Consider the following 17638-nt stretch of genomic DNA (forward strand, 5'->3'; position numbering starts at 1 on the left):
AAATTTCCTCGACAGATTCACCGTACTAATCGATTTCCCAGGGCAGAGATTACTTATTAAGAAAGTGTAGCTATCAGAGATAATCACCGTGGAGTATGGCGACCGTAGATACGGTCGCTTTCAATGTAGTGGCTGAGCTAAGTATTTAAAGATTAAGCAAGCGGCCCCATTTTTCTACCCACAACGCTGAAACCACTTCAGGCTCTGGGTGTTCCATCGCGTCAATTTCCAGTCTTTCGCCAATCCGTGTCGCCCCCTGCTCTTGCAGCAGTGCATCAAATGCGCGCCCTGCGCCGCAGAAATTATCATAGCTACTATCACCCAAGGCAATAATGCCATAGCGCAGCTCTGGCTGGAACCCGACCTGATCGCGAACAGCGACAAAGAGAGGGGCAATACTGTCAGGGAAATCACCCTGTCCAGTGGTTGATGTTACCACTAATGCATAATGTTGACGGTAGTACTGCCAGGCTTCAAGCGTACCCTCATCAAACAATTTTACTTCATGCCCCTGGTCTTTCAGTATGTTCTCGGCGTCTTCCGCCACTAACAACGAATTACCATAAACAGTGCCGATAAAGATCCCGACCTGAGCCATAAATAACATTCCTTTTTAACTAAAAAAATCACTCACTATCCTGATCCGCAGTATCAGAAAACTCAACCCTTTCAACATCAGGAGCAATACCAGACCAACCAAAGTGTGACATCAATCCTTGCCACGACGCATCCCAGCGAGCGGTGAGCAAAAGTGCTTCACCGGTTACCGGATGGTTTAGTTGTAAATGACTGGCATGGAGCATCAGCCGCGGACAAGCAAAATGCTCCGCTACTCCCCGATTCTGGCGCAAATCACCGTGCGCAGTGTCACCGATGATAGGGTGGCGAATATGCGCCATATGACGCCTTAATTGATGCTTACGCCCGGTTTCTGGCTTGAGTGCCACCAGACTGTAGCGGGCGGTTTCATAGCGCCCAATAGCTAATGGTACTTCCACTTGAGCCACCGGCTGATAATGGGTCACGGATGGCTGCGGCGCTTTGTCTTGTCTGGCCCGTTTATCTGCAATTTTATCCAGCTCTTCAGCCATCGCATAATCAACGGTGCCACTTTCCAGCACATAACCACGAACCACCGCATGATATGTTTTCTGGATTTGATGTTGTTCAAATTGCAAGGAAAGTGTACGGGCTACCTCACTAGATAGCGCCATTAGCAGTACGCCAGAGGTTGGCCGGTCTAACCGGTGGACGGTATACACATGCTGACCAATCTGGTCGCGCACCGTCTGCATCACAAATACCGTTTCATTACTGTCCAGCCAACTGCGGTGTACTAACCATCCGGCAGGTTTATTTACCGCGACAATATGTTCATCTTGATAGAGTATTTCCAGCATTAGTGACTTTCTTTATTTAGCAGGTCATCGAGACGCTGTAATTCTACCAGCAGTAAGGTGCAATCCGGGCGACCCTCGCCAGTCAGCGCTTCTTCAAAATACGGCGTAATGGCAAAACGAGTGGGGAACGGGCCATTAGATTCCAATAATGCATACATTCTGGGAATAAATACCCATTGCAGCCACTGCTCTGCTGACATGGTATCAATGCTGAACGGCTCGTTACTTGCGAAAGCTTCAACTGGCGGCGGGAAAGTTTGCCAGAGATCAACGGTACGCATGGCAAGCTCAATATCCTGTAGGTTCTGACGCACCTTATTTTCTGTACTCATGATTATGTTCTCAACCCAAAAACGGCCCATTACCGGGCTGGCTCAACGGCGGCAAAGCATACCATTGAAGCCGACGATGCCCAACTAACACCATAAACAACCGATTTGGTTTAAGCAAAATGCAGATAAAAAAAGGGGTACTGTTTTACCAGTACCCCTCTATTCGTTTCATAGCAATCCAGCTAAAAGTGATGCTCCCTGCTCAATCCTTGAAAACTTTTCCGTGTGGTTATCCTAACCGGCAATCCGTCGCGTTATCCTACACCATACCGGTGCTAATCCTACGGTTATCCTAACCCACCAATCATCCTGAACTGGCTCTCAGTCTCCATCCTGGAGGTGTCCTTTGTTTCATCCTGAAACGTCCCTTCACTCGTCCTAAGCAGTCCCTGTGTTCTTCATCCTGAAGCGACACCATCCCGATGTCTTCCTTCTCCGCCGGATCCTATCCTGCGGGTAAAGGATCGCTTAATCGACCAAGTGAGACAAGGTACTGTAGCAAGAATGCGACAAACACTTTTACATACAAAAATATGAATTTTTATAACAAAATGATTTTATTGAAGATAAATGTAACACGGAGATTTTACATAAAAATAATAGAAGTGATGTCTCACAGCTGATGTGCGAGATATCTCACACCAGCTGCGCCGAAATAGACAATAACCGTTACATTACTCAGGTAATACTGGGCGTAACGCATCAAGGAAATGGGCCAGCGTTGCGGCAAGCAGCGTGCGTTTTCCACTGCCAAACTGCTCTAGCACCACGTTACCGCTGACATTACACAGAGAAGCCATCGTCATTTCCGACTCTGTGGTGGCTAAAAATAGGGTTGGCGAGAGTTTTAGTCTTTTTTGTGTCACCAGATGACCAATCAAATTTTCCTGTAAACGAATAAAATCATCGTCACTCCATACCTGCAACAATGTGAAACGGTGGTCACCCAAATCAGCCACCATATCGCCAGCATATTGCAGAGTGTAAAAAGTATGAATATCTGGATGCAGCTTAATCTCCAACGCACGTTCAACATTGATCAACGTCGCCTCTGCCACAAATGGCTGGGGCAACCAAAGCACCTGATTATCACGGGTTTCCACAATGCATGGTGAAGGCACGCCATACAGCTCCTCACTGGCGGGTGGGTGCCCGGTGTGTTGCTGCCACTGCTCTATATAGCGTTGAGTGAAACTGCTCAGTGTCGCTGAAACATTCTGGTCCATTCTGACTCTCAGTATTGCGGCGAGTGACTCTGCAAGATTCAGGGGCGCGGATTCCCCCTTAGAAATGCAGTTAAACGCGGCATAAATTGATAAACTACGGCTATTGTACCTTTCTCTCATCAAGGGGACAGCATGTCTTCATATCAAGATAACAAGGCTCTGGCGCAACTGACGCTGGGTAAACCCACAGCTTATCGCGACCACTATGACGCAACACTGTTACAGGCCGTGCCGCGCAGTATGAACCGCGAGCCTCTCGGTTTATATCCAGATAACTTGCCTTTTCATGGCGCGGACATCTGGACATTATATGAGTTGTCCTGGCTAAACAGTAATGGCCTGCCACAAGTTGCCGTGGGGGAAATCAGCCTGAATGCGAAAAGCGTTAATTTGATCGAGTCCAAAAGCTTCAAACTTTACCTCAACAGCTTCAACCAAACCGTTTTTGCTGACTGGGAAAGCGTGCAGGCCACGCTGCAACAGGACTTGGCCGTCTGTGCGCAGGGTGAGGTCAGCGTTCGGATATTCCCCCTTGATGATATAACCGATCAACCCATCGCTAATTTCAGCGGTGAATGCCTGGATCATCAGGATATTCGCATTGAGAGTTATGAATTCAGTGCAGACTATCTGCAAAACTCAACCCGTCAACATCATGTGGAAGAGAGTCTGGTAAGCCACCTGCTCAAATCCAACTGCCTGATAACCCACCAGCCGGATTGGGGTTCCGTGCAAATACGCTACCGTGGCCCACAGATTAATCGTGAGGCACTGCTGCGTTATCTGGTTTCATTCCGCCATCATAATGAATTTCATGAACAGTGCGTAGAGCGTATTTTTAACGACATCATGCGTTTTTGTCAGCCAGAAACATTATCGGTTTATGCACGCTATACCCGCCGTGGTGGGCTGGATATCAACCCGTGGCGCTCTAATACCGATTTTGTGCCCGCAACTGGCCGCCTGGCACGGCAATAAATGCGCGCGTCTGCGCAACATTGCGCTTTGCGCACGTTAGTATTAGCAAAAATCAAGAGACAACGTTAAGGTTAATTACAGTATCTCCACACGATTTTCAGTAAATAAATCAGTGAGTGATACAGAATGATCTGTTTGATATTCCACGGCAAAACAGAAAGCAGCATTCTGATATACCCAAAGTCATTGGCGTTGCAGGTAGGCGGCAAACAAATCCCGATGAACTCACATTAAGTCAGTGATTCGGGTGACACCCCTGCGGTTTCAAGAACGAAGGATATACACGGACACCACCACCCTTAGAGGTGTAAAGGAGTAACTTTGATTACACATGTCAGCCCACTTGGTTCAATGGATCTGTTGTCACAGCTCGAAGTGGATATGCTCAAACGAACCGCCAGCAGCGACCTGTATCGTTTATTCCGCAACTGTTCATTGGCTGTTCTCAATTCAGGTAGCCTTACCGATAACAGTAAAGAGCTTTTATCGCGCTATGAAGACTTTGATATCAACGTTCTGCGGCGCGAACGTGGCGTAAAACTCGAACTGGTAAATCCGCCAGAACATGCCTTTGTCGATGGCAAAATCATCCGCTCGTTGCAGGCAAACCTGTTTGCGGTCTTACGTGACATTCTGTTTGTGAATGGCCAAATCGTTAATGCTGGGCGCTTCCAACATCTTGATATGGAAAGCTCCAGCCATTTGACCAATCTGGTCTTTTCTATTTTGCGTAATGCCCGCGCCCTGCATCTTGATGAAGACCCGAATATGATTGTGTGTTGGGGCGGCCATTCAATCAATGAAACCGAATACTTGTATGCACGCAAAGTAGGTAGCCAACTGGGTTTACGAGAGTTGAATATCTGTACCGGCTGCGGGCCAGGAGCGATGGAAGCACCGATGAAAGGTGCCGCAGTGGGCCATGCCCAGCAACGCTACAGAAATGGCCGTTTCATCGGGATGACCGAACCTTCAATCATTGCAGCTGAGCCACCCAATCCGCTGGTCAATGAATTAATTATCATGCCGGATATTGAAAAACGGCTTGAGGCATTCGTTCGTATCGCACATGGCATTATTATCTTCCCAGGCGGTGTGGGGACAGCGGAAGAGTTACTCTATCTGTTAGGTATTCTGATGAATCCGGAGAACAGTGAACAGGTATTACCACTGATCCTGACGGGGCCAAAAGAGAGTGCTGATTACTTCCGTGTTGTGGATGAATTTATCATGAATACGCTGGGCGATGATGCGCGTAAATATTACCAAATCATTATCGATAATCCGAATGAAGTTGCCCGCCAGATGAAACAAGCGATGCCGCTGGTGAAAGAGAACCGCCGCAACACCGGTGATGCTTATAGCTTCAACTGGTCCATCCGTATTGCGCCAGATTTACAACATCCGTTCGAACCGAGCCACGAAAATATGGCGAACCTCGATTTGTCTCATAACCAACCACCAGAACAACTGGCGGCAGCACTTCGCCGTGCATTCTCTGGCATTGTAGCGGGTAATGTTAAAGAAGTGGGGATTCAGGCCATTGAAGAGCACGGGCCTTACAAATTGCATGGCGATCCGCAATTGATGAAACAAATGGATAGCTTGCTGCAAGGCTTTATTGCGCAGCATCGCATGAAGTTACCGGGTACTGCTTATACGCCTTGTTATGAAATTTGCAGCTAAACCACCTTCTCCGGGCAGCATTAGCAATCAGTGCATCGGCTAACGCTGCCCGACATTAATCTGGCTTAACCTCATATAAGACAGGCTATGCAAATCCACCTTCTTATCGTCGATGCCCTTAATCTTATTCGTCGCATCCATGCGGTGCAGGGTTCACCCTGTGTAAATGCCTGCCAACATGCGTTGCAACAGCTTATTTCACATAGCCAGCCTACTCATGCGGTTGCCGTGTTTGATGAGGATGACCGCTCCGATAGCTGGCGTCATCAATGCTTGCCGGACTACAAAGCAGGCCGCTCACCGATGCCAGATAATCTGCAACAGGAAATGCCGCACATCCGTGAAGCATTCAATGCGCTGGGGGTTGCCTGCTGGCACTCGCCGGGCAATGAAGCTGACGATCTGGCCGCGACATTGGTAGCAAAAATTAGTGGGGCGGGTCATCAGGCCACCATCGTTTCTACCGATAAAGGCTATTGCCAGCTATTGGCTCCCAATGTGCAGATTCGTGACTATTTTCAAAAACGCTGGCTAGATATGCCATTTGTAAAGCAGGAATTTGGGGTATTACCACACCAGTTACCTGATTATTGGGGGCTTGCGGGCATCAGTAGCAGCAAGATTCCGGGGGTCGCGGGTATTGGTGCCAAAACCGCCGCACTGCTATTGCAGCAAGTCAGCAGTCTGGAGGAACTGTATCAAAGCCTGGAATCCATACCGGAGAAATGGCGTAAAAAGTTACAACAACACCAAGAAATGGCGTTTATCTGCAAGCAGATTGCCACATTGAAAACCGACTTGCCATTAAGTGGCAATTTGCAGCAACTTCGACTGAAAAAATAATTTCAGTATAAAAATCAAGGGGCCAAAAGGCCCCTTAGACATAGCAACAGATGGCGACTGATTAAAAGCGCTCATCGCGACGGCCCGGCACACCTGCCCAGATACGACGCACATGTACCGTCACTTCTTCACGGTCATGGTAGAGCTGTTTAGCCTGGATATGGGCATTGATACCGTTTTCTTTCAGTTGCTCATCCATCATTTCCAGATTTTCTAAAACAATTTCAAAACGTTTCTTCATTGGCAATTTCAGATTGAAAATCGCCTCACGGCACCAACCGTTTACCAACCATTTAATGATAAGTTGCGTCACTTTGGCCGGTTTTTCGACCATATCGCACACTAACCAGTAGATATTGCTGCGCGTTGGCTCATATTTAAAACCATCAACACGGTGATGGGTTACCTGCCCGGTATCCATCAGGCTTTGTGCCATTGAACCATTGTCGATAGCTTGTATCATCATGCTGCGTTGTACTAACTGATAAGTCCAACCACCGGGGCACGCGCCTAAATCGACAGCGTGCATCCCACTTGCCAGGCGTTCTTCCCATTCATCGGCCGGGATAAATACATGGAAAGCCTCTTCCAGTTTTAACGTTGAGCGGCTTGGCGCATCTGATGGGAATTTAAGGCGTGGGATACCCATATAGAATGGAGAGTTATTATTGCTATAGGAATAACCCACATAGCAGCAACCCGATGCAATAAAGAACACATGAACTACCGGCCGGTGGGAATTTTCACGAGCAGAAAGAATTTTCTGTTCGCGCATAGCATTACGCAACGGCACCGTCAGCTTACGGCAGAATTTGAGCAACTCTTTGCTTTCATTGGTATCAGCGACTTCAACGCGTAACTCACCTGCTTTTTCGACAACACCAACTAACATACCCACTATCGGCGATACGCGATCTTCCGGTGGCAAATCTTTCAATAATTCCCCCACCACCATCATCTGGCGGGCGAAAATCAATTCGCGGAACGGCACTTCACGGATCAATCGGTCAGCATCTTCCAGTTGATAGCACTCAAACAGAACATAGCCGCTGTTATCTTTTACCCGTGCGAAACCAAATATTTCGAGCTGTGCCGCTTTGGCAGTAATTTCTGCCGCACACTCTTTCTCAAAACCTGAGCGGCAATATAAAGCAATTTTATTATTCATGGCGTTCGGCCCTTTTTCTTAGACGCAGCGCGCCAATCAACATCAAAATCCATCCCGCCAGAAAACATACTCCGCCGACTGGCGTGATATATACCCACAGTTTCAGGTGTGATAGAGCCAGGCAGTATAAACTGCCGCTAAAGAGCAGAATACCAAGCGCTAACAAGGCTCCGCTCCAGTAAAACCAAATACTTATCTGCCGTTGCATCGCAATGGCCAACGCCAAAATTGCCAGCGTATGGAACCCTTGGTATTCCAACCCAGTACGAACCCAGGCCATCTCATTCGGCCCCAAAGCGGCACTCAATACATGAGCACCAAAAGCACCGAAAGCGACATAGAAGAAACCGCTCAGGGCGGCAAATATCAGCATTAAACGACCATTCATCGTTATTAACCTTAAATTAGATAGCGTTACACCCAAGTTACTTAGAGATGCAGGCAGGCTGGCAACCGAACAAATCCCAAACACTTAGATAGCTAAGTGTTTGGGTGAGTATGCGCAGCCAATACCCCTGCATCTTGAAGGGCAACGGGTATATACCCTCATAGCAGGTATGTCGTTATATCGCCCGACAATAACCCATTTTATCGTAGTGGATTACCATCATGAATGGGTTGTCATTACTACGCAGATACTGTGATTGATCAGCCGTCATAGCGAAAGCGCAACTTTTCCTGCTCGCTGGCAGCTTTGGCCAGTATCCACTGACGAAAGGCGGCTATTTTACCCAGTTCTGCCTGACTGTCATGACAAACCAGATAAAAAGCATTTTTACTTACCAATACATCATTAAATGGGCAGACTAAACGTCCAGCCTCAATCTCTGATTGCGCCATAACATTATTCACCAGCGCAATACCTTGCCCGTGTACGGCCGCCTGAACCACCATCGCACTGTGACTGAATATCGGGCCTTGCTGCACATTAATCTGCGGAACCCCCAGTTGTCGGGTATACGCCATCCAGTCACGGCGGGAAGTATCATGCAACAGAGTGTGATTAGCCAGATCTGCCGGTACTTTTAATCCATGTTCTCCCATCAGCAGGCTGGGGGCGCAAACCGGTAATAAGAATTCAGCATATAAGCGTTCAGTGCGCAAGCCGCTCCAGTTGCCACGGCCATAAAATATCGCGACATCCACATCATCAGCCAGTTTATCCTCTTCCCGATCAACCGCTTGAATCCTGACATCGATACCGGGATAAGCCGCATTAAAACTTGAGAGGCGAGGAACCAACCATTGAATGGCAAAGCTGGGGGGCAGGCTAACAGTTAGCGCACCTTTTGCACTGCGGGCCTGTAACTTGCGGGTAGCTTCGTTGATTGAGGTGAAAATTTCTTTGATATCAAGATAGTAACTCTGCCCCTCTTCGGTCAGAAGCAAAGAGCGGTTACGGCGGCGGAAGAGTTTTAGCCCAAGAAAATCCTCCAGCGACTTTATCTGGTGACTGACAGCAGCTTGAGTAACAAATAACTCCTCGGCTGCTTTAGTAAAACTCAGGTGGCGTGCGGCCGCATCGAAAACCCGCAAGGCGTTCAGGGGTGGCAATCGTTTTGACATTAATTGGATACTTTTTTATAACGGCTCATCTTCAGATGAAACCCTTTGTTTACTTATTAGTTTTTATAATCCGAGCCATTATAAATTGTCCGTTGATGATGCGCCAGCAAATACCTATAGTGGCGGCACTTCCCGAGCCGGAACGAAAAGTAGGTTTAGTATCCAGGTACTGAAATGCTTTTGGCTTTGTGGTTGTGATGTTGTGTTTGCAAATGGTCTGGTATGCCAGACATAGTAGCTAAGCTACTGTTTTTTTTCACTTCCTGTACATTTACCCTGTCTGTCCATAGTGATTTTATGCAGCACCGCTAATTTGCGGTGCTTTTTTTTACCTGATTTCCAGAGCTTATCTCTATTAAGAAGCTAAATATTCAGAAACTAAATGTAAGCGTCACCACGCATTGCACATCGATAAAGCTTAAATTTAACTTGTTGCTGATAAACTCAAAACGGTGATCAGGCCTCTTTTCAGTATTGACTCAGCAATAAACAACCTTGCCTGCACGCTAAACTAGTTACCTTCAGCCATTTCTTTCACCTCAGAGCGGTTAATCTGCTGTTCGGTGCCATTGGCATCGATGTAACTTATCATTCCGGTATCATCATCTACTTTAGGTTTACCATCGGCAACGATAGTGCGACCATCATTGGTGTGCATAACGTAGTTGCTTGAACAAGCGGCTAAAGTAAAAGTAAGCATAAGTACAGAAATTACGGCAGCTGTCTTTTTCATGGGTGACTCCTTGCAGATTAAAATGCTAAAAAACTCATTTTAGTTACCAGACAAATTGTTATGTCCATTACTATTTAGCATAACCCGCTTCTGACATATTTCCAGCGTTCAGGGCTGTAAGTGGGTGATTTATGAACAAAATGTATCAAATTGAGACAGTTCCGAAGTGACCCAAAGGATGCAATAAACAGTATGAAGGTTTTTGAGCCAACGAGTTTTCGTCAGGAATTTCCTGCACTTAGCGATAAAATAATCTATCTGGACAGTGCAGCAACGGCTCTGAAGCCGCGTGCCATGATTGAAGCGACACAGCAGTTTTATCAGCAGGATGTAGCAACGGTACACCGCAGCCAGCATCAGTCAGCATGGTCATTGACGGTTCGTTTTGAAGAAACCCGCCAACAGGTTGCTGACTTTATCAATGCGCCCGCAGCAGAAAATATCATTTGGACCAAAGGAACGACCGAAGCGATTAATCTGGTAGCACAAAGTTATGCGCGCCCTCGCCTGCAAGCGGGGGATGAAATAATTGTCAGCGAAGCAGAGCATCATGCCAACCTTATCCCCTGGTTGATGGTGGCAGAACAAACCGGTGCCACAGTAGTAAAACTGCCTATCGGCCCTGATTATCAACCCGATTTACAGCAATTAGTCCAATTGCTTAATAAGAAAACACGAATATTGGCGTTGGGGCAGATGTCTAATGTGACCGGTGGCAGCCCGGATCTGGTGCAGGCGATCACACTCGCCCATCAATACAATTGTGTGGTGGTCGTGGATGGCGCACAGGGTGTCGTACATAATCCGGCAGATGTTCAAGCGCTTGATATTGATTTTTATGCTTTTTCCGCCCATAAACTCTATGGCCCAACGGGAATTGGTGTGCTTTACGGTAAAACCGAATTACTGGAAGAGATGCCAGCCTGGCAAGGCGGCGGTAAAATGCTGACCCATGCCTCCTTTGGCGGCTTTACTTCCCATGAAGTGCCTTATCGCTTTGAGGCGGGAACGCCAAATATTGCGGGAGTCATTGGTTTCTCGGCAGTGCTTCGTTGGCTGGAGCGCATTGATCTGGAGGAAGCAGAAATATATAGCCAACACCTGGCTACAATGGCAGAAGATAAGCTGGCTAAATTGGCTGGTTTTCGCAGCTTCCGTTGCCAGCAATCCAGTGTGTTAGCGTTTAATTTCGACGGCATTCATCACAGCGATTTAGTGACCTTACTGGCCGAACAAGGCATCGCATTGCGTGCCGGGCAACATTGCGCACAGCCTTTAATGGTAGCATTGGGTGTCAGCGGTAGCCTGCGCGCCTCTTTTGCGCCTTATAATACTGCTAAAGATGTTGAAATCTTATGTGAGGCGATCACTAACGCTCTGGCGTTATTACAAGATTAAGCGCCAGCAGATTAAAATTTCGCTAATAAGAGAAGAAAATGATAATTGCACCACACCCTTTTGGTCACAGCCTAACTGCGACAACACTGCTTGAAACATTCAGCACCCATAAGCAATGGGAAGATCGCTACCGTCAGTTGATTTTACTGGCCAAACAGCTCCCACCGTTACCCGAATCATTAAAGCACAATGAACTGGAGCTGACCGGTTGCGAAAATAGAGTATGGCTGGGGCATCAGCACCTACCGGATGGTCGTCTACATTTCTACGGTGACAGTGAAGGCCGGATTGTACGCGGGTTGCTAGCAGTTATTCTCACAGCGGTGGAAGGTAAAACCCCACAGCAGATACTGAAAGGAGACCCCTTGGTTCTGTTTGAACAACTAGGATTACACCAACAGCTAAGTAGCTCACGCGCCAGCGGTTTACAGGCGTTGGCGCAAGGGGTGAAGGCTATCGCAGCTCAGTATGTAGGGTAAGGCTATTTCCCCTGACGGGCGGCTTTTGCCATCATTTTCTTCAACGCATGAGATACCGCGACAAAACCAAAGGTGGCGGTGACCATCGTGGCTGAACCAAAACCTGAAGTGCAGTCCATCTTTTTCGGCCCTTCGGCGGTACTGCGGGATGCACACACCGAACCATCCGCCTGCGGATAAACCAGTGGTTCGCTGGAAAACACACAATCAATCCCCAACTTGCCTTTACTATTTTTTACCACGTTAAAATCACTTTTCAATCTTTCACGCAGCTTGGCCGCCAACGGATCTTGAATAGTTTTTGCCAGATCAACCACTTCAATTCGGGTGGGATCGATCTGCCCACCAGCGCCTCCCGTTGTCACTACCGGGATTTTGTAGCGGCGGCAATAAGATAATAGCGCCGCTTTTGGGCGTACACTATCAATAGCATCAATGATATAGCTGAAATTATTGTTTAAAAGCTGTGCGACATTATCCGCAGTGATAAAATCATCAATACAGGTCACACGGCATTCAGGATTGATTGCCCGAATACGTTGCGCCATCACATCCGTTTTAGTCTGCCCAACATGGTGGCGTAAGGCATGGATCTGGCGATTGGTATTGGTCACACAAACATCATCCATATCAATCAAAGTAATCGCACCAATACCGGTACGAGCCAACGCTTCCGCAGCCCAAGAACCTACACCGCCGATTCCAATGACGCAGACATGGGCCTGCGAAAACAGTTCCAGTGCTTGCTGACCATATAGACGCGCTATGCCGCCAAATCGCTGTTGGTAAGCATCGGAAAAGGTTGTGTTCATGGATTTATTACCTTAATTGCGTCGAAATGCTTTAATTATATCGATTATATGAATGGAAAAGCGGCCAGTTGGCCGCCTGACAAAGAGTAGAGTCTATCCGGCAAAATAGCCCGTTTACTGGCTCTAATTACTCACTAATAACGAACTATTACCCGTGATGGCAGTTTTAGTACCACCTTGATAAGCGGTAAACAGCGGCCCGCTGCTTTGCGCATTTTTTAACACCCAAACACGGCCATAGTGGTTGTAGAAGCCGGCAGCTTGCCCTGCTTCATGGCCAATCCCTTGATAGATATCAAAGTGTTGGCCTTTAATTGCACCACCGACATCCAATGCCACCATCAGGCGCATCTGATATTGGCCGGTGAATTTACCCTGATTATCCAGCAAAGGCACTTCCGCCAATAGCGTGCTACCCGCAGGGATTAGCGAGCGATCAGAGGCTACAGAGGCTTTGGCAATTAATGGAACCGCACTCGCGCCTTTTACCGGCGCATACATTTCCGGTTTGAAGAAGACAAAGGACGGATTCTGTTCTAACAGCTCCCGAACGTCCGATTCACTGTGAGTTTCAGCCCAATGACGGATAGCCTGCATCGACATATCCGCTTTTGCCACTTCGCCGCGATCAATCAGCACCTTGCCGATGCTCCGATAGGCATGGCCATTTTTCCCGGCGTAACCGAAGAATGTCAGTGGCCGTCCATCGCCGTAATCCACATACCCGCTGCCCTGCACTTCCATCATAAAGTTATCCACCAGAGAATTGGTGTAAGCGATAACTAAATTTTTGTTATCCAATGCGCCCGCATATATCGCAGCGCGATCTGGTAAACGGCGTTTCCCTTTCGCGGGCATACGATACAGTGGATGGCGGAATTCACCTTGCGGTGTATAACGGGCCTGAAGCACCGGTGTGTAGTAACCGGTAAATTGCACATTACCAAAGTTATCTACCCCTTCCATCTGATAGGCATTCAGACCAAACAAACTCAACTTACTGGGATCAGCCCCCGCCAGCATCCAATTTTCTACTGCATTGAATGTACTACTATTGCGGTTATACAGACCCGGTGAAGATTGGTTAATCACTTTCACCTGATCAGAGAAATCTTTTGCGTTGACTGGCTTACCTGTTGCGTGTGGTTCATTCACTAACTCCAGTGGATGCTCCAGACGCCCATCTTTATATTGCTGCCCGCGATCCGTTGGCCGCGACTGGCAACCTGCCAAAACAGCAATCATTATTCCACTCAGTAGGTATTTACCCCAACGACTTGTCATTTCACGCCTTCTCTTCTCTTACTTACTTTTATCTACCGGATTTTATCTACCGGCGAACGATAACAAACGCCTATAGATAAAGGAATCAGCATGCAGAAAAAAATCCCCTGACGCTGTTGTGGGGAAAAAGGAAACAGATAGTTGATAAATTAATCGAAAAAACTATTTACCCTAATTAAGTAGCAAAACTACTTGCAACAGATCTGATCCAGAGTATAGTGCGCTGAATCGGACGCGGGGTGGAGCAGCCTGGTAGCTCGTCGGGCTCATAACCCGAAGGTCGTCGGTTCAAATCCGGCCCCCGCAACCAACCGATACTGGCTACCAGCAGTATCAAATGTCGTTCGATAGTCTTGAAATTTAAGATGAATTAGGTAGAATAGCAGTCGAAGTAAATAGTGTAATGACGGACGCGGGGTGGAGCAGCCTGGTAGCTCGTCGGGCTCATAACCCGAAGGTCGTCGGTTCAAATCCGGCCCCCGCAACCAATTACACCATTAAGTAATGAAAAGTAGTAGCAAGATAGAAAATAGTATTAAGACGGACGCGGGGTGGAGCAGCCTGGTAGCTCGTCGGGCTCATAACCCGAAGGTCGTCGGTTCAAATCCGGCCCCCGCAACCAATTCTTAATTATTTTCGTATCAACATCAGACACCCTCAAGGGTGTTTTTTTGTTTCTGGCTTTATACCCGTCATACTTCAAGCCGCATGTGTGTTGGCTGCTTTCGTTCACCCGAATCATTGACTAACGTCAACTCATCGGGATTAATGAGTCTCATCCTTGAGACTCACCCTACGGGCTAGCATAAATGCTGTTCAAATCGGTTCCCGACCGATTTGTTTCTCAGTTGCCGCCTTCCTGCAACTCGAATTATTTAGGGTATATATCTCAATCAATAACAATGCCCTACGCGTTAAAATCGGGCCATCGCGCCACCATTGGCAAAATAAGCTTTGATGCCAGCAAAAATTGATTCAGCAATTTGCTGCTGAAAATGGCTGGTTCGTAACTTTCGCTCTTCTTCCAAATTGCTGATAAACGCCGTCTCAACCAAAATTGATGGAATGTCAGGTGCTTTCAATACAGCAAAGCCCGCTTGATCGACACGATTCTTGTGCAGCTTATTAATTTTCCCCATGCGGTTGAGCACTTCTTTGCCGAACTTCAGGCTATCGTTAATCGTCGCCGTTTGTAGCAAATCAATCATGGTATGGTCCAGATAGCGATCACCACTTTTACTGATCCCGCCAATCTGGTCTGCTTCGTTCTGTGTCTGAGCCAGAAAACGTGCAGTGGTACTGGTTGCCCCTTTGGTTGATAACGCAAATACCGACGAGCCTCTGGCCGCGCGATTGGTGAACGCATCGGCATGAATTGAAATGAATAAATCGGCACGCAACTTACGGGCTTTCGCCACCCGAACTTTTAGCGGAATAAACACATCTTCATTGCGGGTCATAAATACCCGCATATTGGCTTCTTTCTGGATGAGCGCCTGTAGCCGGCGAGCAATTTGCAGCACAACATCTTTTTCACGGGTTTTATTTTTACCAATCGCTCCGGGATCTTCCCCGCCATGCCCAGGGTCTAGCATGATAACAATCGGTCTATCACGTCCAGCCTTACCCGCTTTAGGTGTCTCTGCCGGTAGGTTCCGCTCAACGTTCCCTTTATTGTAATCTTCCAATAATGCCAACAATGGGTCATTTTCTGCTGAGCTTCCGCCCTCTTTCGGGTATAAATCGACCACCAGACGGTTACGGAACTCTGCAAAAGGTTTCAGGGTAAATAGTTGTGGGCTGATACTCTGCTTGAGTTCCAATACCAGGCGGACAGTATTCTTATCAAATTGCCCTACCCGCGCCTGTTTTAGATAAGGATCGCCGGACTGCACCTGATTACTGATCTCTTTCAACACACTGTTTAGATGTACCCCCTCGATATCAACGACGATGCGATCAGGATTAGTCAGGTTGAACTGACGGTATTTCAGCGGGGTATTGGATTCCAGCGTTACGCGGGTATAGGTTGAAGAGGGCCACACCCGGACAGCAATAATATGTGACGAAGCAGCAAACCCAACCCGGCTGACACTCAGCATCCAGGCGCTCGCGGCACCTTGCAATAGACGGCGACGCCCAGAATTATGATTCGAATCTGCCATGTAACTCCAAAGTAACTACCAATATATGAAGAAAAAACGACCAAAAAAGTTTATGTGTAAAAACTTTAACGAATCAATCCCATGCTGTCATTAGAAAAACATTTTTATGTTATTCAATTTATTAATGAGTTTGAGCCATACATATGCATTCATTAGCAATTTGTTGCTTGCCATCCTGACCAAAAAAGAAATAAAAATACAAAAATAGCGAATAAAAATTCAAAGAGGTCTGCCGTGAAGGAACGTAGTACCGAACTGGTTCAAGGGTTTCGCCATTCAGTTCCCTATATCAATGCGCACCGTGGCAAAACATTTGTAGTCATGCTGGGTGGCGAGGCGATTGAACATGAGAATTTCTCTAGTATCGTCAACGATATCGGCTTGCTACATAGCCTTGGGATCAGGCTGGTCGTGGTTTACGGCGCACGTCCACAGATTGACAGCAATCTGGCACAACACCATTACGAGCCTATTTATCATAAACATACCCGAGTTACTGACGCCCGAACACTGGAAATGGTGAAGCAGGCTGCGGGTTTATTACAGTTGGATATTACGGCCAGATTATCGATGAGCCTGAATAATACACCGCTGCAAGGTGCGCATATTAATGTAGTTAGCGGTAACTTTATTATTGCTCAGCCACTGGGTGTCGATGATGGTGTGGATTATTGCCATAGTGGCCGCATCCGCCGTATTGATGAAGAGGCCATTCATCGTCAATTGGATAATGGTGCGATCGTATTACTGGGGCCAGTTGCCGTATCGGTCACCGGTGAGAGTTTTAACCTTACGTCAGAAGAAGTCGCTACCCAGTTAGCGATTAAACTAAAAGCGGAAAAAATGATTGGCTTCTGCTCATCCCAAGGGGTGACCGATAGCGAAGGCAATATTATCTCAGAACTGTTCCCAAATAATGCGCAAAAGCGCATTGAAGATCTGGAACAAGACGGAGATTACAACTCAGGAACAGTCCGTTTTCTGCGCGGCGCGGTAAAAGCGTGTCGCAGTGGTGTACGCCGCAGCCATTTACTGAGCTATCAGGAAGATGGCGCATTGGTACAAGAGCTATTCTCTCGTGATGGTATCGGTACACAGATTGTTATGGAGAGCGCCGAGCAAGTGCGTCGCGCCACCATCAATGACATTGGTGGAATACTGGAATTGATTCGACCATTAGAACAGCAAGGGATATTGGTGCGCCGTTCGCGTGAACAGTTGGAAATGGAAATTGATAAATTCACTATTATTGAACGGGATAACCTGACCATTGCTTGTGCCGCGCTCTACCCGTTCCCCGAAGAACAGATAGGCGAAATGGCCTGCGTTGCAGTGCATCCGGATTATCGCAGCTCTTCACGCGGCGAAATGCTGTTGCAGCGGGTCACCAATCAGGCTCGCCAAATGGGGCTTAAGAAACTGTTTGTCCTGACCACCCGCAGTATCCACTGGTTTCAGGAGCGAGGTTTCACGCCAGCAGAAGTGGAGGTTTTACCGATTCAAAAGCAGGAATTGTATAACTATCAGCGACGCTCTAAGATCCTGTTGGCTGATCTGTGATGACCTCA

Annotated in this window: 17 protein-coding genes and 3 tRNA genes; 9 read left to right on the top strand and 11 right to left on the bottom strand. The window is 47.5% G+C overall.

Annotated elements, in window-relative coordinates; translation table 11 throughout:
* Positions 1 to 145: 145 nt before the first annotated feature.
* From YALDO0001_RS17520 to syd, 4 genes are all read right to left on the bottom strand, one after another.
* On the bottom strand, positions 146 to 598 hold the full coding sequence (locus YALDO0001_RS17520; protein ID WP_042840437.1) for a flavodoxin: 453 nt from the start codon (positions 596 to 598) through the stop codon (positions 146 to 148).
* A 28-nt stretch (positions 599 to 626) separates the two neighbouring features.
* Positions 627 to 1400, bottom strand: a complete 774-nt coding sequence (gene truC, locus YALDO0001_RS17525) for a tRNA pseudouridine(65) synthase TruC (protein ID WP_004705111.1) — start codon at positions 1398 to 1400, stop codon at positions 627 to 629.
* Positions 1400 to 1732 carry a YqcC family protein gene (locus YALDO0001_RS17530; RefSeq protein ID WP_042840447.1) on the bottom strand — a complete coding sequence of 111 codons (333 nt, stop codon included), beginning with the start codon at positions 1730 to 1732 and terminating at the stop codon, positions 1400 to 1402. Before YALDO0001_RS17530 ends, truC begins: the two co-directional genes overlap by 1 nt.
* 674 nt (positions 1733 to 2406) lie before the next feature.
* The gene (gene syd, locus YALDO0001_RS17535) at positions 2407 to 2958 is read right to left on the bottom strand and encodes a SecY-interacting protein (RefSeq protein WP_004705112.1); all 552 of its coding nucleotides are present in this window, start codon (positions 2956 to 2958) and stop codon (positions 2407 to 2409) included.
* Positions 2959 to 3090: 132 nt separating this feature from the next.
* Here syd and queF point away from each other — a divergent pair, with 132 nt between their 5' ends.
* The 3 genes from queF to xni all read left to right on the top strand — a co-directional run bounded on the left by queF (position 3091) and on the right by xni (position 6465).
* The gene (queF, locus tag YALDO0001_RS17540) at positions 3091 to 3936 is read left to right on the top strand and encodes an NADPH-dependent 7-cyano-7-deazaguanine reductase QueF (protein ID WP_004705114.1); all 846 of its coding nucleotides are present in this window, start codon (positions 3091 to 3093) and stop codon (positions 3934 to 3936) included.
* Positions 3937 to 4257: 321 nt separating this feature from the next.
* A complete protein-coding gene (ppnN, locus tag YALDO0001_RS17545) occupies positions 4258 to 5622 on the top strand; it encodes a nucleotide 5'-monophosphate nucleosidase PpnN (protein ID WP_042840438.1) in 1365 nt (454 codons plus the stop codon).
* An 87-nt stretch (positions 5623 to 5709) separates the two neighbouring features.
* Positions 5710 to 6465, top strand: coding sequence for a flap endonuclease Xni (xni, locus tag YALDO0001_RS17550; RefSeq protein ID WP_004705118.1), 756 nt, complete (start codon positions 5710 to 5712; stop codon positions 6463 to 6465).
* 61 nt (positions 6466 to 6526) lie between these two features.
* On the opposite strand, the gene rlmM is transcribed toward xni, so the two are convergent.
* From rlmM to YALDO0001_RS17570, 4 genes are all read right to left on the bottom strand, one after another.
* Entirely contained in the window at positions 6527 to 7633 is a 1107-nt protein-coding gene (gene rlmM / locus YALDO0001_RS17555) for a 23S rRNA (cytidine(2498)-2'-O)-methyltransferase RlmM (RefSeq protein WP_042840439.1), read from the bottom strand.
* Positions 7626 to 8021, bottom strand: coding sequence for a DUF423 domain-containing protein (locus YALDO0001_RS17560; protein ID WP_004705122.1), 396 nt, complete (start codon positions 8019 to 8021; stop codon positions 7626 to 7628). The genes rlmM and YALDO0001_RS17560 overlap by 8 nt, the downstream gene beginning before the upstream one ends.
* Positions 8022 to 8281: 260 nt before the next feature.
* Positions 8282 to 9199 carry a transcriptional regulator GcvA gene (locus YALDO0001_RS17565; protein WP_004705126.1) on the bottom strand — a complete coding sequence of 306 codons (918 nt, stop codon included), beginning with the start codon at positions 9197 to 9199 and terminating at the stop codon, positions 8282 to 8284.
* A 511-nt stretch (positions 9200 to 9710) separates the two neighbouring features.
* Complete coding sequence (locus YALDO0001_RS17570; RefSeq protein ID WP_042840441.1) at positions 9711 to 9932, bottom strand: YgdI/YgdR family lipoprotein; 222 nt, start codon at positions 9930 to 9932, stop codon at positions 9711 to 9713.
* 192 nt (positions 9933 to 10124) lie between these two features.
* Here YALDO0001_RS17570 and csdA point away from each other — a divergent pair, with 192 nt between their 5' ends.
* Positions 10125 to 11330 (top strand): cysteine desulfurase CsdA, encoded by a 1206-nt coding sequence (gene csdA / locus YALDO0001_RS17575; protein ID WP_004705131.1) that lies wholly within the window; start codon positions 10125 to 10127, stop codon positions 11328 to 11330.
* A gap of 38 nt (positions 11331 to 11368) precedes the next feature.
* Complete coding sequence (gene csdE / locus YALDO0001_RS17580) at positions 11369 to 11809, top strand: cysteine desulfurase sulfur acceptor subunit CsdE (protein WP_004705133.1); 441 nt, start codon at positions 11369 to 11371, stop codon at positions 11807 to 11809.
* 2 nt (positions 11810 to 11811) lie between these two features.
* Here the strand turns inward: csdE and tcdA are convergent, their stop codons facing one another.
* Together tcdA and mltA are read right to left on the bottom strand one after the other, a co-directional pair.
* Positions 11812 to 12621: a tRNA cyclic N6-threonylcarbamoyladenosine(37) synthase TcdA gene (gene tcdA / locus YALDO0001_RS17585; RefSeq protein ID WP_004705134.1), complete on the bottom strand. Its 810-nt coding sequence runs from the start codon at positions 12619 to 12621 to the stop codon at positions 11812 to 11814.
* Positions 12622 to 12744: 123 nt separating this feature from the next.
* Positions 12745 to 13905 (bottom strand): murein transglycosylase A, encoded by a 1161-nt coding sequence (mltA, locus tag YALDO0001_RS17590; RefSeq protein WP_042840443.1) that lies wholly within the window; start codon positions 13903 to 13905, stop codon positions 12745 to 12747.
* Positions 13906 to 14138: 233 nt separating this feature from the next.
* Between mltA and YALDO0001_RS17595 the strand changes: the two genes are divergently transcribed.
* From YALDO0001_RS17595 to YALDO0001_RS17605, 3 genes are all read left to right on the top strand, one after another.
* Positions 14139 to 14215, top strand: a tRNA-Met gene (locus YALDO0001_RS17595).
* A gap of 101 nt (positions 14216 to 14316) precedes the next feature.
* Positions 14317 to 14393: transfer RNA gene (locus tag YALDO0001_RS17600), tRNA-Met, on the top strand.
* 57 nt (positions 14394 to 14450) lie between these two features.
* A tRNA-Met gene (locus YALDO0001_RS17605) sits at positions 14451 to 14527 on the top strand.
* A gap of 292 nt (positions 14528 to 14819) precedes the next feature.
* Here the strand turns inward: YALDO0001_RS17605 and amiC are convergent.
* Positions 14820 to 16070: an N-acetylmuramoyl-L-alanine amidase AmiC gene (gene amiC / locus YALDO0001_RS17610; protein ID WP_004705139.1), complete on the bottom strand. Its 1251-nt coding sequence runs from the start codon at positions 16068 to 16070 to the stop codon at positions 14820 to 14822.
* A gap of 234 nt (positions 16071 to 16304) precedes the next feature.
* Between amiC and argA the strand changes: the two genes are divergently transcribed.
* Positions 16305 to 17630 carry an amino-acid N-acetyltransferase gene (gene argA / locus YALDO0001_RS17615; RefSeq protein ID WP_004705140.1) on the top strand — a complete coding sequence of 442 codons (1326 nt, stop codon included), beginning with the start codon at positions 16305 to 16307 and terminating at the stop codon, positions 17628 to 17630.
* Positions 17631 to 17638 lie beyond the last annotated feature (8 nt).

The sequence above is a fragment of the Yersinia aldovae ATCC 35236 genome (assembly GCF_000173735.1).
In the GTDB taxonomy this organism is placed as follows: Bacteria; Pseudomonadota; Gammaproteobacteria; order Enterobacterales; family Enterobacteriaceae; genus Yersinia; species Yersinia aldovae.